This window comes from Kribbella yunnanensis (genome assembly GCF_039529655.1).
Lineage (GTDB): Bacteria > Actinomycetota > Actinomycetes > Propionibacteriales > Kribbellaceae > Kribbella > Kribbella yunnanensis.
The window spans coordinates 476,880-491,143 of record NZ_BAAANF010000022.1; the positions used below are offsets into that span (position 1 = coordinate 476,880).

At 66.7% G+C, this 14,264-nt stretch carries 16 protein-coding genes; 7 read left to right on the plus strand and 9 right to left on the minus strand.

What is annotated here, in order from left to right; genetic code table 11:
- A complete protein-coding gene (locus ABD231_RS34105; RefSeq protein WP_344161520.1) occupies positions 1–237 on the plus strand; it encodes a hypothetical protein in 237 nt (78 codons plus the stop codon).
- Here ABD231_RS34105 and ABD231_RS34110 read toward each other — a convergent pair whose 3' ends face one another.
- Positions 238–1,116: an RNA polymerase sigma-70 factor gene (locus tag ABD231_RS34110; protein ID WP_344161709.1), complete on the minus strand. Its 879-nt coding sequence runs from the start codon at positions 1,114–1,116 to the stop codon at positions 238–240.
- 150 nt (positions 1,117–1,266) lie between these two features.
- On the opposite strand from ABD231_RS34110, the gene ABD231_RS34115 reads away from it, so the two are divergent.
- A complete protein-coding gene (locus ABD231_RS34115; protein ID WP_344161523.1) occupies positions 1,267–1,749 on the plus strand; it encodes a carboxymuconolactone decarboxylase family protein in 483 nt (160 codons plus the stop codon).
- Here the strand turns inward: ABD231_RS34115 and ABD231_RS34120 are convergent.
- Both ABD231_RS34120 and ABD231_RS34125 read right to left on the minus strand, forming a co-directional pair.
- Entirely contained in the window at positions 1,739–2,728 is a 990-nt protein-coding gene (locus ABD231_RS34120) for an alpha/beta fold hydrolase (protein WP_344161526.1), read from the minus strand. The genes ABD231_RS34115 and ABD231_RS34120 overlap by 11 nt on opposite strands.
- Before the next feature lie 230 nt (positions 2,729–2,958).
- A complete protein-coding gene (locus ABD231_RS34125) occupies positions 2,959–3,843 on the minus strand; it encodes an aldo/keto reductase (RefSeq protein WP_344161528.1) in 885 nt (294 codons plus the stop codon).
- A 53-nt stretch (positions 3,844–3,896) separates the two neighbouring features.
- On the opposite strand from ABD231_RS34125, the gene ABD231_RS34130 reads away from it, so the two are divergent.
- Positions 3,897–4,244 (plus strand): MerR family transcriptional regulator, encoded by a 348-nt coding sequence (locus ABD231_RS34130; protein ID WP_344161531.1) that lies wholly within the window; start codon positions 3,897–3,899, stop codon positions 4,242–4,244.
- On the opposite strand, the gene ABD231_RS34135 is transcribed toward ABD231_RS34130, so the two are convergent.
- A complete protein-coding gene (locus ABD231_RS34135; RefSeq protein WP_344161534.1) occupies positions 4,241–4,813 on the minus strand; it encodes a DinB family protein in 573 nt (190 codons plus the stop codon). The two genes, ABD231_RS34130 and ABD231_RS34135, sit on opposite strands and share 4 nt — an antisense overlap.
- A gap of 93 nt (positions 4,814–4,906) precedes the next feature.
- Here ABD231_RS34135 and ABD231_RS34140 point away from each other — a divergent pair, with 93 nt between their 5' ends.
- Both ABD231_RS34140 and ABD231_RS34145 read left to right on the plus strand, forming a co-directional pair.
- Positions 4,907–6,040: an erythromycin esterase family protein gene (locus ABD231_RS34140; protein WP_344161537.1), complete on the plus strand. Its 1,134-nt coding sequence runs from the start codon at positions 4,907–4,909 to the stop codon at positions 6,038–6,040.
- Positions 6,041–6,132: 92 nt separating this feature from the next.
- The gene (locus tag ABD231_RS34145; protein ID WP_344161540.1) at positions 6,133–9,339 is read left to right on the plus strand and encodes a S8 family serine peptidase; all 3,207 of its coding nucleotides are present in this window, start codon (positions 6,133–6,135) and stop codon (positions 9,337–9,339) included.
- A 19-nt stretch (positions 9,340–9,358) separates the two neighbouring features.
- Here the strand turns inward: ABD231_RS34145 and ABD231_RS34150 are convergent, their stop codons facing one another.
- Entirely contained in the window at positions 9,359–9,880 is a 522-nt protein-coding gene (locus ABD231_RS34150; RefSeq protein ID WP_344161545.1) for a hypothetical protein, read from the minus strand.
- A gap of 172 nt (positions 9,881–10,052) precedes the next feature.
- Here ABD231_RS34150 and ABD231_RS34155 point away from each other — a divergent pair, with 172 nt between their 5' ends.
- The gene (locus ABD231_RS34155; RefSeq protein ID WP_344161548.1) at positions 10,053–10,241 is read left to right on the plus strand and encodes a hypothetical protein; all 189 of its coding nucleotides are present in this window, start codon (positions 10,053–10,055) and stop codon (positions 10,239–10,241) included.
- A 60-nt stretch (positions 10,242–10,301) separates the two neighbouring features.
- Here the strand turns inward: ABD231_RS34155 and ABD231_RS34160 are convergent, their stop codons facing one another.
- Positions 10,302–11,051, minus strand: coding sequence for a phosphotransferase enzyme family protein (locus ABD231_RS34160; protein WP_344161551.1), 750 nt, complete (start codon positions 11,049–11,051; stop codon positions 10,302–10,304).
- A gap of 44 nt (positions 11,052–11,095) precedes the next feature.
- Positions 11,096–12,634 carry a hypothetical protein gene (locus ABD231_RS34165; protein ID WP_344161554.1) on the minus strand — a complete coding sequence of 513 codons (1,539 nt, stop codon included), beginning with the start codon at positions 12,632–12,634 and terminating at the stop codon, positions 11,096–11,098.
- 103 nt (positions 12,635–12,737) lie between these two features.
- Between ABD231_RS34165 and ABD231_RS34170 the strand changes: the two genes are divergently transcribed.
- A complete protein-coding gene (locus ABD231_RS34170; RefSeq protein ID WP_344161713.1) occupies positions 12,738–13,061 on the plus strand; it encodes a nucleoside triphosphate pyrophosphohydrolase family protein in 324 nt (107 codons plus the stop codon).
- Positions 13,062–13,068: 7 nt separating this feature from the next.
- Here the strand turns inward: ABD231_RS34170 and ABD231_RS34175 are convergent, their stop codons facing one another.
- Complete coding sequence (locus ABD231_RS34175) at positions 13,069–13,827, minus strand: SAM-dependent methyltransferase (RefSeq protein ID WP_344161557.1); 759 nt, start codon at positions 13,825–13,827, stop codon at positions 13,069–13,071.
- 55 nt (positions 13,828–13,882) lie between these two features.
- On the minus strand, positions 13,883–14,218 hold the full coding sequence (locus ABD231_RS34180; protein ID WP_344161560.1) for a hypothetical protein: 336 nt from the start codon (positions 14,216–14,218) through the stop codon (positions 13,883–13,885).
- Positions 14,219–14,264: the final 46 nt, after the last annotated feature.

Here is a 14,264-nt window from a genome sequence, read left to right on the forward strand (position 1 = left end):
ATGGGAGTTTCTGCGGCTCCAGCGTGCCCGGTCTGTGGTCAGGCCGGGGTGCCGATCCTGTACGGCCTTCCGACGCCTGCTGCGATGCGCGCAGCGTCCGCTGGGCGGGTCAGGCTGGCCGGGTGCGTCATCACCCCCGACCACGACCAGTGGGCCTGCCCGGCGAACCACGAGTGGCGCACCGGTGACGACGCTCAGCTGAGCGCCGCCATCAGCGCGGCCATCGCATCCGACTAGTTATCGGAGCAGGGTCGTCTCCTGCTCGAGGCGCTCGAGCTTCTGCGGGTTGCGGACGACATACATGCCCGTGATGAGGCCCTGGTCCATGTGGAACGCCATGACCTGCTCGATCTCGCCATCCACGCGCAGCAGCAGACCGGGAGCGCCGTTGACCTGGATGTATTCGGTTTGGACGACACCGGTGAGGCGCGGGATGCCGGCGCCCAGGATGCGCCCGACCTTGTCGGAGCCGACGATCGGGTTCAGAACTGCCTGCCTGATTCCACCACCGTCACCGATCAGCACCACGTCCGGAGCGAGCATGTCGAGGAAGCTCTGCAGGTCGCCTGTCTCCAAAGCTCGCTTGAACGCGTCCAGCGCGCCTCGCGCCTCGGTCGACGACACCACGCCGCGCGGTCGGCGCGCTGCCACGTGGGACCGCGCCCGATGGGCGATCTGCCGAACCGCCTCCGGCGACTTGTCGACAGCCTGCGCGATCTCGTCGTACTCGAGAGCGAAGACATCACGCAGTACGAACACTGCGCGCTCTGTCGGTTTGAGCGTCTCCATGACCAGGAGCATCGCCATCGACACGCTGTCGGCCAGCTCGACGTCCTCAGCCACGTCGGGCGTGGTCAACAGCGGTTCGGGCAGCCACTGACCGACGTACGACTCGCGCTGTCGTCCGACCGTCCGTAGCCGGTTGAGCGCCTGGCGGCTGGTGATGCGGATCAGGTACGCGCGCGGTTCACGCACGGTGTCCAGGTCGACACCTACCCACCGCAACCACGTCTCCTGCAGCACGTCCTCGGCATCGGCCGCCGAGCCGAGCAGCTCGTACGCGATCGTGAACAACAGGTTGCGATGGGCAACGAATGCCTCGGTCGCGGGATCCATGGCTTCCTCCGTCACAGTGGTCAAGTCTTCCACCAGACACCGGTCAGCACGATCTCGTGACAGTGGCTCTGATCACATTCGCAACCTGTCACGGATCCGGCCCGGCGCGCATCTTGTGGGCACAACCGACCACGAGATTGGACAAGCACCATGCGTATCAACCTGATGGAGACCGAGCTCGGCGGCAAGTTCGGCAAGCGGTTCGCCGGCCTCGCGATGGTGATCGACCAGTCGCCGCTGTCCGGCACGATCAAGGAACTGGTCAACATCCGCGCCAGCCAGATCAACGGCTGTGGCTTCTGCCTCGACATGCACACCAAGGACGCCACCGCCGCAGGCGAGGACCCCCAGCGTCTGCACCTGGTAGCGGCCTGGCGCGAAGCCACCGTCTTCACCCCCGCGGAACGGGCCGCCCTGGCCCTGACCGAGGAAGCCACCCGCCTCGCCGACCTGCACAAGGGTGTCTCCGACGCCACCTGGGCGGCCGCCCGTGAGCACTTCGACGACGAGCAGATCACCGCGCTCATCATCCTGGTGGCCATGATCAACGCGGCCAACCGGATGAACGTCATCAGCCAGACCCCCGCCGGCTCCTACCAGCCCGGCATGTTCGACGCCCTCGTCAAGAACTGAGGAACTCGATCAGCAGTCCCAGATCCATCTCGTGCCGGAGGCCCGCGCTGATGTGCAACGCCACCTCATCGCGGGCACCGGCCGCGGCATAGATCTCCTGCAGCTCCGCGAACGCCTTCGGTGCCGCCGACCTGGCCGTATCCAGAGCCCCGTAATGCACAGCAAGCCGCCGCGGCGCATTCAACCCGGCGATATCCGCCCGGTCGAACCACTCCAGCACCCCAGGCACACAGTGCGCCGGCGCATTCCCGGCCTCGGCGAACACCGCCTCGAACGACCCCAGAGTCCCACTGGCAAAGATCGACCGCACGCGGTCGCTGAACACCGGATACGCGCACGCGAGATCCCCACCCCACGAGATCCCGACGACGTCGCACTCCACGCCCAGCCAGTCCTCCCACCGCAACAGGTCTTCGATGGTGTCGCCCATCAACGTCCGCCCGCGCTGGAACGTGTCCGTGAGCAGCGTGTAAACCATGTGCTCACCCCACCGCCAATAGCTCAAACTCTCGCCATCTCGCTGCGCCGCAAGATCACTGAGCGCCCCGAACCCCCGCAACTCCGGCAGCAGAACCGTGTGCCCGGCCTTGGCGAGCTCAATCGCAAAGTTGTGGTGGTAGTCCTCATGCACCCCGCGGATCCGCAGGCACTCGTCCACCTGCCCATGCCCGTGCAACGCCATCACCACCCGCTCCCCGCCCGGATTCAGCAAGTACGCCGGTACCGACAGCCCCTCCCCGACCGCCATCACCAACGCAACAACCTCGACCCCCTCGGTCGCCGTACGCCGAACCTCAGTCACCGCACCGGCCGCAACCCCCGCATCAACCGCCAGCACCTCCCCAAGCCTGGCCGTCGCCACCTCCCGCCACTCCCCCCAAGGCAGCCCCGCCCGCCCAAACCCCAACCGCCTCGGGGGCCGAGGCGGTTGGTACCGCAGCTCCAACTCCTCCGCCTTCACCAGAAAGTCGTAGTCCATCCCCCCACCCAACCTCCCCACCCCACTCCCCGCCTCCCGTTTCCCCCGAGCGACAGGACGTATACCCCTACCGACCCCCGCCGCCCCGCTCACCGTCGCCGGCGCGCGACCGCAACCGGCGTATACGTCCTGTCCTTCGGAAGATGCGTCGGGAAGGACACGTAGTAGTCGCCTCGCGGGGCACGTCTCACGCCTGGGGAGGATCGGCCGGACGGGTGGTTGGCCTACCTCTACGTGTCCTTACCGACGTCGAGGCGGGCCAGCTGGTCGGGGGTCAGGGCGAGGTTGGCGGCGGCGATGTTCTCGGTGAGGTGGTTGAGGGAGGTTGTACCGGGGATGGGCATGACGTGCGGGGCTCGGTGGAGGAGCCAGGCGAGGGCGATCTGTGCTGGGGTCGCGCCTGTCTGGCGGGCCACGTCGGCCAGGGCTCCGGCCTGTTTCGTGTGCTCACCGGCGCCGACGGGGAAGAACGGAACGAAGGCGATGCCTTCGGCGGCGGTGTAGTCCAGGACTGGGTCGTGATCGCGGGTGCTGAAGTTGTAGAGGTTCTGTACGGCGGCGATCGGCGCGACCTGTTGCGCCTGCCGGATCTCGTCGACGCTGACCTCGGACAGTCCGATGTGACGGACCTTTCCCTCCTGCTGCAGTTGCGCGAGCGCCCCGACCTGGTCGGCCAGCGGGACGGCGGGGTCGACCCGGTGCAGATAGAGCAGGTCCAGCCGCTCGACGCGCAGCCGACGCAGGCTCAGTTCGGCCTGTTGACGCAGGTACGCCGGATGCCCGACTGGTACCCACTCGTCGGGGCCAGGCCGCGTGTTGCCGATCTTGGTGGCGATCACGACATCATCGGCGTACGGGTGCAGGGCCTGCGCGATGAGTTCCTCGTTCGCTCCGAGGGCGTAGGAATCGGCGGTGTCGATGTGCTGGACGCCGAGCTCGATTGCTCGCCTCAGTACCGCGACAGCGGCCGCCGGGTCGGCGGGACCGCGCCAGATCCCGTCTCCGCCGGCGTTCGTCAACCGCATCGCGCCGAAGCCGAGCCGTCGTACCGGAAGGTCCCCTCCGATCCGGAAGGAACCGGCCGTGGGCAGTGTTTCGATCTCTGTCTGCGTCATGAACCCGACGCTAGGCCGTGACATCAGTGTCAGATTCAAGAGGAGATTTCATCGTGTTGCGGATCGGCGAACTGTCGGAAGCCACCGGCGTCAGCGTCCGGCTGCTGCGCTACTACGAACAGCAGCAGCTCCTGACCGCCGACCGAACCACCAGCGGCCACCGCCGCTACACCCCGGACTCGGCCGACTCGGTCCGCCGCATCCGCCTCCTCCTCGACGCCGGCCTCCCGACAAGCACCATCCGCAAGGTCATCCCCTGCTTCGAAGGCTCAAGCCTGAACGCCTGCGTAGCTACCTACCTCGACGACCACCTAGTCGAACTGACCGACCGCCTCCGAACCCTGCAAACCAAGCGCGAAGCCCTCACCGACCTCCTCGCCACCCTCACCCCCGCGCTTTAGGACCTATCGCTCGCCGCTTGGGCGGCTTGTTCGACCTTGGTGTGGTGCGCGGACCAGTCGGTGGTGGTTGGGGTGGGCTTCGAGCCCAGGGCGCCGTCCAGTTCTTCGCGGATGATGTCCGCGTGCCCGAGGTGGCGGTTGGTTTCGATGACGAGGTGGACGAGGACGTTGAAGAGTTTGACGTCGGGGCTCGGCCACCAGGGGACGTGACCGGGGGCGTCGATCGGGAGCGTGGCGATGGTGTCGTCGGCGTACTGGCAGGCGCGGGTGTAGGCGTTGAGGATGTCGGCGCGGGATTCGTCGGGGCGGACCCAGAGGTAGTCGGTGCTGTCGAAGGTTGGGTCGGCGAGGCTCGGGATGGGGTCCGGGTAGGGGCGGTCGAAGATCTCGCCGAAGTAGCGGGCTTCGGAGAGGGTGAGGTGCTTGACCAGGCCGAGCAGGTTGGTTCCGGTCAGCGTGCGGGGGCGGCGTACGTCGTACTCGGACAGGCCGTCGAGCTTTCGGATCAGGTCGGCTCGGGCCCAGCGGAGGGCGTCGTGCAGGTAGGCCTTGGCGAACTCGTCGATCATCTGGATCCCGTCGGTTGAAGGTTTATTCGGGCTGTGGAGCCTGGCGATTGTTCTCAAGGTTCAATAGGGATGTTCAACGATAAAGTTGAAGATATGGATCTGCTGGGAATGCTTGCGAACAAGCCGCGACTGCTTGCGTTGGGGGAGCCGACGCATCTGGAGAACGACCTGCTCCGCCTGCGCAACAAGGTGTTTCGGCAGCTCGTCGAGGACGAGGGATATCGGACGATCACGCTGGAGTCCGACTGTCTGATGGGGCTGGTGGTGGACGACTACGTGACGTCGGGGGTTGGGGACCTTGACGACGTGATGGCGAATGGGTTCAGCCATGAGTGGGGTGGGCTGGCGGGGAACCGTGAGTTGGTGCAGTGGATGCGGGAGTTCAACGAAGGGCGGGTGGACCCCGTGCGGTTCGCCGGGTTCGACGGTCCGCTGGAGACCGCGGGCCCGGCCAGTCCGCGTCCGGTGCTCACCACACTCCACACGTACCTCGCCAACTGGCTCGACGCTGACCTGCTTCCTTGTACGTCGGACGCTCTCGACGACCTGCTTGGTTCGGACGAGCGCTGGATCAACCCGGCCACGATGATGGATCCGACCCAATCGATCGGGCAGACCGCCAACGCCGAACGCCTCCAACAGATCGCGGGCGAACTCGCGGTCCTGGTCGACACCGAAACGCCGTACCTGATCGCCGCCTCTTCCCGCGAGGACTGGCAGCGCGCCCGCCTCTACGCGCGTACCGCCACCGGCCTCCTGCGCTACCACTACTGGATGGCGGACCAATCCGACCGCCGCATCGCGCGGCTACTCGCTCAGCGGGACTCGATGATGGCGGCCAACCTGCTCGATCTCGTCGACCGCGGCCCGACGCTGGTGTTCGCGCACAACTCCCATCTGCAGCGGGAGAAGAGCAGCATGAACATGGCCGGCGCCAACCACGAATGGTGGAGTGCCGGTGCGCTCGTCAACGCACACCTCGGTGAGCAGTACGCCTTCTTCGCAACCGCTCTCGGCACGATGCGGCACCGCGAAGTGGACACTCCGCCTGCGGACACCATTGAAGGCGTCCTCTACGCGCAGGACCAGCAGCTGATCGACCCCCGCACCCTCACCGGGCCTCTGCAGCCCAGAGTCTCCCCCTGGTTCGGGTACGCCGCTCTCGACCCGGCGCACCTGCCCAGCATCGACGGGATCGTGTTCGTCAAGGACATCAAACCTGCCTGAGTAGGCCGAACTTGCCCTTGCCTGTCAACTTTTCGCACCTCCCGGACATAACCCCTATGTCCACCCATCTGTGAGGACTCAGTGGAGGTGCTATGAGGAAGGGACGTAGTCGTCCCGCCGTGGCTGCCCTGGCGGTACTGATCGCCGGCAGCAGCATGTTCGGCGGTACGGCGGCAGCGGGCGAAACGCGAACCGACAAGCCAACGGCGCAGCAGCGTGGTCCGCTTGGCGACATCACGTTGATCACCGGCGACCGGGTCACGCTGCTCGGCGACCAGCCGGCGAAGATACGGCCGGGCAAGGGCCGGGAGAACGTCAAGTTCATCCAGCGCAAGGAGGTCAACGGCGACCTCATCGTCATACCGCTGGACGCCCAGGCAGCGGTGCGATCCGGTGAGCTGGACGCGCGGCTGTTCAACGTCACGCGGCTGATCAAGCACGGCTACGGCGACAAGTCGCGATCCGATATCCCGTTGATCGTCAGCGGTCCGGTGGCACTGCGGTCCGGGGCGAGCAGCGCCCGCAGCCTGCCGAGCGTCGGCGGTACGGCGGTCCGTGTCGGCAAGGAAACGCCGTACTGGACTGGTGCCCGGACGGCGTTGCGTGCCAAGGGCAAGCAGTGGATCCGCCTGGACGGACCGGTGCGGGCGTTCCTGGACAAGAGCGTGCCGCAGATCGGTGCGCCCGAGGCGTGGAAGGGCGGACTCACCGGCAAGGGCACCGAGGTCGCCGTACTGGACACCGGAATCGACACCACGCATGACGACCTGAAGGACGCGGTCGTTGCGGCCAAGGACTTCACCGAGAGTGCGACCGGTACGGCGGACAAGTTCGGCCACGGCACGCATGTCGCGTCGATCGTGACCGGGGAGGACGACGTCTATCGCGGTGTCGCGCCGGACGCCAAGCTGCTCAACGGCAAGGTCCTCGACGACGATGGCGGCGGGTACGACTCGGGCATCATCGCCGGGATGGAGTGGGCCGCGCAGTCCGGTGCCGAAGTGATCAACCTGAGCCTCGGTTCCGATTGGCCGAGTGACGGCAGCGATGTCCTCTCACAGGCCGTGAACCGGATCACCGCCGAGAGCGGGGCTCTGTTCGTCATCTCCGCGGGGAACAGCGGCGGTACGCCGGGCAGCCCGGCCGCTGCCGATGCGGCGCTGACGGTCGGCGCGGTCGACCACAACGACAACCTGGCCGAGTTCTCCAGCCGCGGTCCGCGCTGGCTGGACGATGCGATCAAGCCGGACATCACGGCGCCTGGTGTCGACATCGTCGCGGCGAAAGCCAAAGGCAGCTTGCTCGCGGACTACTACCCGAACATCGGTCCGGATCACCTGCAGCTGTCCGGTACGTCGATGGCTGCACCCCACACCGCTGGAGCCGCAGCGATCCTCGCTCAGCAGCACCCGGACTGGAAGGCCGGCGAGCTCAAGGCCGCACTCATGGGTACGGCGAAGGCGAACCCGAAGCTGAATGTCTTCGAGCAAGGGGCCGGCCGGGTCGACGTCGCCGCGGTGGTGAAGGCGACTGTCCGCGCTTCGGTCGGCAGCATCAGCAACGGCGTCGTCCGCTGGCCGCACAACGACGACAAGCCGATCAGTCGCGAGGTCACCTACTTCAACACCGGTTCGGCTTCGGTCACGCTCGATCTCACTGCAGCTGTGACAGGTCCGGACGGCAAGGCGGCTCCGGCCGGCATGTTCACCGTGTCGCCGGCTTCGCTGACCATCCCGGCCGGCGGCAAGGCGACCGCGACGGTCACCACCAACACCGCCGTACCGGGGGCTGACGGTGTGTACAGCGGCGTGCTCTCGGCCGGTCCGGTGCGGACGCCGATCGCGGTCACCCGCGAGGTGGAGAGCTACGACATCAAGCTCAACTACGTCGATTTCGACGGTAAGCCGACGACGAACTACTTCTTCCGGTTCGTCGGCCTTGTGGACCCGACAGTCGCCGTACCGAAGGAGAGCGACGGCAGCACCGTGATCGCACGCGTGGTCAAGGGTCAGCACTACTTCGAGACCTACGTCGCGAACGAGGACGGCGCCAAGTCGACCAACCTCGCCGAACCGACGTTCACGGTCGATGGGCCGAAGGAGATCACGATCGATGCGCGGTCCGGCGTACCGGTCGGCTTCCAGGTGGACAAGCCGGACGCCGTGTCCACGACCGCGGCGTACGGGTTCTATCGCGACACCGTCTGGGGTGGCGACGAGTCGACCGGCCTCACGGCGGTCGGGACCACGTTCGACGGCATGTACGTGGTGCCGAGCCGGACTTCCGCCGCACCGGCCGAGTTCCGCTACATGACGCTCGAGGTGAAGTCGGCACCGAAGAACTCGAGCTACATCTATCAGTTGGAGCGCAACGACCTCGGCAAGATTCCGAGCAAGCTGGTGCACCGGGTGCACGACAGGTCGCTGGCTCGGGTGCGGTCGGAGCACACCGGCAGCAAGCCCGGTACGTTCGGCATTCGCGACTACAGCGTCACCCGGCCGCTGCCGTTCACGCTGGACGAGCTCTACTCGCCGGGCACGGAGTGGTACCCGTCGTTCATCGAGACCACCGATCCTGAGGACGACCGCGGCTTCGCTAACCAGTTCGTTAGTGCACCGAAGAAGTACCAGACCGGGCGGACGGCGACCGAGCGGTGGGGTCTCCCGGTGTTCGGGCCGGGTCTCCCGTCGTACCGGGACAGCAACGATGCCGCCGGCCGCCTGGGCGACCGGATGGAGCTCAGCATCCCGCTGTACTCCGACCAGAACCCCGGCAACTTCGGTTACTCGATGGCCGAAGGCACCACCGTGCTCACGAAGGACGGCAAGGAGGTCGCAACCAGCGACTTCCCGGGTTATCTCGAGGAATCCACGGTTCCGTCCGGGCCGGCGACGTACCAGCTCCACACGGAGGGCACGCGGGACAACCCGCTGTCGTCGCGGATCGTCGCTGACTGGACGTTCCACTCCGACACCGTCGCGGGTAGAGAAGCGGCTGCGCTGCCGCTCGTGGCAGTCCGGTTCGCCCCACCGGCGAACGCGTCGGCCAAGGTGCCGACCTTGGTCCCGATCACGGTCGACAACAACGCCGGCCACCGGAGTCGCCTCGATTCCCTGTCCGTCTCCCACGACGGCGGCGCGACTTGGAAACCCGCCAAGTTCTACACCGCCGCCGGTAAGACCTTCGCCCTCATCAAGCATCCCGCTGGTGCGAAGGCAGTCTCCCTGAAGGCCACGGCATCCGATGCCCAAGGCAACAAGGTGGACCAGACCATCACCAACGCGTTCCTGCTGAAGTAGCAGTCGCTGGGGTACCGCCTTACCGCGGTACCCCAGCCGCTTGGAGCTTGTTGGGCCAGGGGAACGGGAGCGGGTCGCCGCTGGCCTGCCACTGGTTGCTCAGGTCGCGCAGCGTTTCGGTGGCTTGCGCGATGGCGGCGTCGTCGTACGGGCAGGGTGCGGCCTCGGTGACGCCCCACATCTCCCGGACCCTGGCGTACGGCGTCGCCCAGTCGTGCTCGACCGCTTCGTGGATCGCGCTCGAGATCGACTCGCTGATGCCGATACTGTTCCGCGCTTTCAAGATGCGAGCGCTCCGAACCTTGGCATCGTGCCGTCGCTTCCCCGCCGTCTGCTCCATGCTGTCGAACACGACACCGGCCGCGATACAGCCGAAGATCCCATCGGGCATCCCGAGCTCGCGCTCGGTGACGGCATGCGCGAGATCGTGCGGTACCCGGTGCTTCCGCGAGTACGAGCGCAAGGTGAACTCGGCCCCATCCGCCCGCCGGATCAACGTGAAGCACTCCCCGCGCGGATCATGAACGAATGTCAGCTCCATCGTCCCAGCGTGATCCCCTGCCACGCTCAGCGCCACCGGTTTTCCCAGTCGCTGGGCATCGTTGCTCCAGGCCCGGAAAATTCCTGGAACCGGCTTCTGAGAACGCGCGTCGTAGGCACATCAACCGCGAGGTCGCGCACGGCCTCGCCCCCGGATTGCACAGGAGCTGAAGATGAGCGAGCGCAAGGACCAGGCAGCGGCAGACAAGGCGGCCGAGCTCTACCGCGCCCAGGCGAAGGTCGTACCGCGGCTCGAGGAGACCAACCACCTGCGCGCGGCCAAGAACATCGAGGCCAAGGGCGGCCGGTGGGACTCGCCGGAGGTCAAGAACGAGTCCAAGAAGGGCTGGGGTCGCGGGTAGCCCCGGTTCGACGGACAGCCGAGTCCAGGTAGCCACGGGGCTGCCTGGGCTTTCGGTTGCTTAGAGCAACGCTTCGATCCAGGTGTCGTGGTTCTGCTCGATGTAGGTGGCGGTCGGTCCCCAGTAGTTGCCGTGGCCTTCGGCGTAGAGGCGGGACCATGGTTGCTCGCCGGTTTCGTGGCCGTGGACCAACAGGTCGTACATCGCTCGGGTGTGTTGGGCGATCTGGGTAGGAAACGCTCGCCGCTGCTCGGCATCGAGTCCGTAGCCGTCCACCAACGCGCGGAGTCGCGGTCCGTCCACCTGCGGGTCGCCATCCGGGGCGAACGGTAGAAAGCCGGTTGCGGCGTACCCGAGATCCCAGAGCCGTGTCGCGGGGCCGATGTTGTCCCAGTCGATGAAGACCCAGCGGTCGCCGTCGCGGACCAGGTTCCACGGGGCCAGGTCGCCGTGGCAGATCAGATCGCCGCCCGCCGGATCAATGACCACCGGCCGCCAATCCGCCTCTGCTGGCGGCTCGAAGGTGGCCATCGTGTCGTGCAGTTCGCGAATCATCCGGCCGAGTCGCTGCAGCTCCTCGTTAGAGAAGGGCGGCAAGGTGTCGGCCAGGGCGCCCGGGATGTACTCGAGGATATGTCGCCCGCGGTCATCGATTCCCAGTGTGCGCGGTGCGAATCCTTTGTCAGCAAGGTGGTTCAGGGCAGCCTCGACGCCTGCGGTCTGAGGCAGTGCGGGTTTGCGCACGGTCTCGCCGATCCGGATGACCTCCGCGGCGACGTTCCCTCCGGTCAGCACCTCTTCGAACTCCACCCCGAGATCATGCCTCGCCTCGGGCCTGGCCGTCGCTCCAATAATCAGCGGTCGGCGCTGGTGAGGATGTGAGCCGGGAGGTCGAGCCACCACGTCGCGGCGGCTTGAGAGTCGTACGGCGTACGCGGGTCTGCTCGTAGTTGTTCGAGCGCTGCCCGCTGGCCGGTGATACCCGCGCTGTAGGCGAGCCCGCGGAAGATCTCGACATCGGTGGGCCTCGCGAGTCGCTGGGCGATGGTGGACCGCCACCAGTCACGCGAGGTGTCGCCACCTGCGTTGCCCGCGCCACCTGCGCCACCTGAGCCGCCGTCGGTGCCGAGGTGAGCGAGGGCGAAGGCGGCGACGCGGACAGTCTCGCCCGGAATCCCAGCGGCCGTCACGATCCGTTCGGCGAGCCGCAGTTCGGGCTCGCCGCCGAGCGCCCGGAGCGCGGCGAGCACGGTCGTGCTCCACCCCGCCGGCCCGGCCAGGGACGCCCCGAGCTCCTGCCTCAGCGCTGCCGCGAGAGGCCGCCGGTACGGCGTAGCGGCCAGCGTGAACGAAGCCCCGAGCCGACTATCCGGCTCCCGGTGGAACAACAGACAATGCACCAGCTCACCCAGTACGTCGTACTCGGCCGGATCCGGACTGTCGACCTGAGCGATCGCGCGACTCGTTACCCGGTCGACCACGTTCCGGCGTGCCTCGTCCGGTGTCACCGGCTCCCGTCGTACCGGAGAGATCGTCGTCAACCGCTGCACGAGGTCGCTGGACGAGGCGTCGAACGTGTCGCCGGAGCCAGCCAACGGCTGGAGCACAGCCAGCACCTGCCCGCGCTGCGCCGGTTTGAGCCGACCGCGCCAGACCGTCTCGGTCAGTCCAGCAACAGCCCCGGCCAGAGCGCGGTCGTTGGTGGGGTTGTGCACCTGCGACACCAGCGCCGCAATCGAGTCGCTGTGATCGCTCGCCCCGAGCGCAGCGACCGTGGACGTCATCGCCTGGTGGTGGCGGAGCCCCGCAGCGGACGCGCACGCGTCGATGGCCGCCGTACCGCCAGTGGGGTGATTGAACAGCCGAGCGAGCGCCTCATAGCGCTGAGCCCACGCCGTCCCGTCAGCCACCAGCATCTCCGTCAACAGCCGCTGCGCCATCGACTCCCACATCCGCGGCGGCAGGAACGCCGCCGGCCACTGCGCGAGCAGTCCGGTCAGCTCATCCCACTGCGGCCCAGTCACGATGGCGGACGAGCAGACCTGATCCAGCAGTACGCCAACCCTGCTGCCATGTGCTGTCAGTTGCTGGAGATCGCCTCCGGTCGCGGTCGGCAGGGGTCGCGAGTGGCGGGTCAGACCGGGCAGGAGGTCGAATACCGCAGTCAGGCGGCCGGTCGGCAGGTGGAGCAATTCTTCGTAGCGTTTGATTGCATCGCGAGGTACGACGACCAGTCCGGCTTCCCAGCGTTGGATAGTGGAGACATGCACGGCCTGCACCCGCTCACCGTCCGGCCAAGCCCGCGCGAAGACAGACCGATTGCGGAAGCTCGTGTCAGTACCCAGAGTCCGGCACGCACGCAGCATCCACCCCAGCCACTGTCGGACCCGCACGACACCCCCACCCCCTCTCCACCAGCACAGCAGTCCTTCTGACCCCCGGCAACACCAATGGGCATGTTCCGAGTAACACCGCCCCTAGAGTTGCCGGGTGGACATGAACGCCTACCAGCAGGCCGCCCTGCGCACCGCCGCCCCCAGGGACAAGAAGAACGAGCTGTTCCATCTCCTGCTCGGGCTCGTCGGCGAGACCGGGGAGATCGCCGAGAAGGCGAAGAAGATCGTCCGCGACCACGACAGCGACTTCGCGCAGTGGGATCTCGAGGATCTGACCAAGGAACTCGGTGACGTCCTGTGGTACGTCGCGGTGATAGCGGACCATTTCGACGTACCACTCGAAGATGTTGCCCAGCGCAACATCGCCAAACTAGCCGACCGGCAACAGCGGGCCGTCCTCGGCGGCAGCGGCGACAACCGCTAGCCGCCACTCAGTCTTTCCGGCGCGCCACAACTCGTGTGAGACCAAGCGTTTGTCCACCATCGACCCGAAGCATCTGCGCCTCCTCCTGCGCCGGCAAACCGCCGTCCTGATCGCAAGCCTCATTCCACTGCAACCAGTCCCGCCACCCCTCCGGCAGCCGATCCGCCACCTCGACGGTCACCAGCCCGGTCTTCTCCCAATGCCGCCGCCACCAACCAGCGCTATGCCAAGCACAGAAGTCCCACTTCCAGTACGGCGCCAAGTGCGGCGGCGGCAGCGCCTCGTACTCCTCCACCAACCCGGGCTGCACAATCCCGATCTGCCCACCCGGCTTAACGAACCGCGAGTAGTAACCGAGATAAAGGTCATCGGTCCCAAAGTAGTGATAGGCCCCGATACTCACGAGCGCATCAAAGAACCCCTCAGCAAACGGCAACGCATGCGCCTCCGCATAAACCGGATGCACCAACTGTTCCACCCCGGCCTCACGCACCCGACGCAAATTCTCATCCGGCTTGACCCAAAGATCCGTCGCCCACACCTCAACCCCGAATTCCCTGGCCAGGAAGATCGAACTGAGCGCCGTACCGCACCCCATATCAAGCACCCGCATCCCAGCCCCCAGCGACATCACCTCACTCAGCGCCTCCGCCTGCCACACCGGGTTAGGCCCCATCCCCCCATCAACCATCCACCGACCCGAATACCCCGCAGCCCGCGGATACCGCCCATTCCTCAACAACCTCGCCGGCGCCGCATCATCCATGCGCTCAAGCTCCCCCGCCCCACCCACCCTGGCAACCGGATTCTTCGGGTACCTCCTACCGAACGCGATCCCACCGCGCGGTTGCCCGCCAACCAGGCACCTCGAACGCCCAACCCGTCAGCAACCGATGAGCAGACCGCACGTCCGCCACAAGAGTCCCGTAGTGCCGATCCGCACTACCGTCCCGGTACTCGACGACGTAACTCCCGTCGGCATTCCGCAACGCCTGCGCATACGTCTGCCCAGAAGCATCCGCCAACCGATCCACAATCAAGAACGAACTCTCGCCAGCCTCAACGTCCCCCAGCATCAGGAACAGCGCATCCTCCGACGGATCGTCGATCGTGTCCCCAGACTCCGAACTCGCCCGCAACCCCACCGTTCGCTCCACGCGCAGATGCTGACACGGCTCCACCTTTCTGCTCAACCACCTCTCG

Excerpts from the sequence above, each read along its gene's own strand:
- ABD231_RS34125 (WP_344161528.1), bottom strand. The coding sequence starts at position 3,843 with ATGACGCAGACAGAGATCGAAACACTGCCCACGGCCGGTTCCTTCCGG.
- ABD231_RS34110 (WP_344161709.1), bottom strand. The coding sequence starts at position 1,116 with ATGGATCCCGCGACCGAGGCATTCGTTGCCCATCGCAACCTGTTGTTC.
- ABD231_RS34120 (WP_344161526.1), bottom strand. The coding sequence starts at position 2,728 with ATGGACTACGACTTTCTGGTGAAGGCGGAGGAGTTGGAGCTGCGGTAC.
- ABD231_RS34115 (WP_344161523.1), top strand. The coding sequence starts at position 1,267 with ATGCGTATCAACCTGATGGAGACCGAGCTCGGCGGCAAGTTCGGCAAG.
- ABD231_RS34150 (WP_344161545.1), bottom strand. The coding sequence starts at position 9,880 with ATGGAGCTGACATTCGTTCATGATCCGCGCGGGGAGTGCTTCACGTTG.
- ABD231_RS34135 (WP_344161534.1), bottom strand. The coding sequence starts at position 4,813 with ATGATCGACGAGTTCGCCAAGGCCTACCTGCACGACGCCCTCCGCTGG.
- ABD231_RS34170 (WP_344161713.1), top strand. The coding sequence starts at position 12,738 with ATGAACGCCTACCAGCAGGCCGCCCTGCGCACCGCCGCCCCCAGGGAC.
- ABD231_RS34155 (WP_344161548.1), top strand. The coding sequence starts at position 10,053 with ATGAGCGAGCGCAAGGACCAGGCAGCGGCAGACAAGGCGGCCGAGCTC.
- ABD231_RS34145 (WP_344161540.1), top strand. The coding sequence starts at position 6,133 with ATGAGGAAGGGACGTAGTCGTCCCGCCGTGGCTGCCCTGGCGGTACTG.
- ABD231_RS34105 (WP_344161520.1), top strand. The coding sequence starts at position 1 with ATGGGAGTTTCTGCGGCTCCAGCGTGCCCGGTCTGTGGTCAGGCCGGG.
- ABD231_RS34140 (WP_344161537.1), top strand. The coding sequence starts at position 4,907 with ATGGATCTGCTGGGAATGCTTGCGAACAAGCCGCGACTGCTTGCGTTG.
- ABD231_RS34175 (WP_344161557.1), bottom strand. The coding sequence starts at position 13,827 with ATGGATGATGCGGCGCCGGCGAGGTTGTTGAGGAATGGGCGGTATCCG.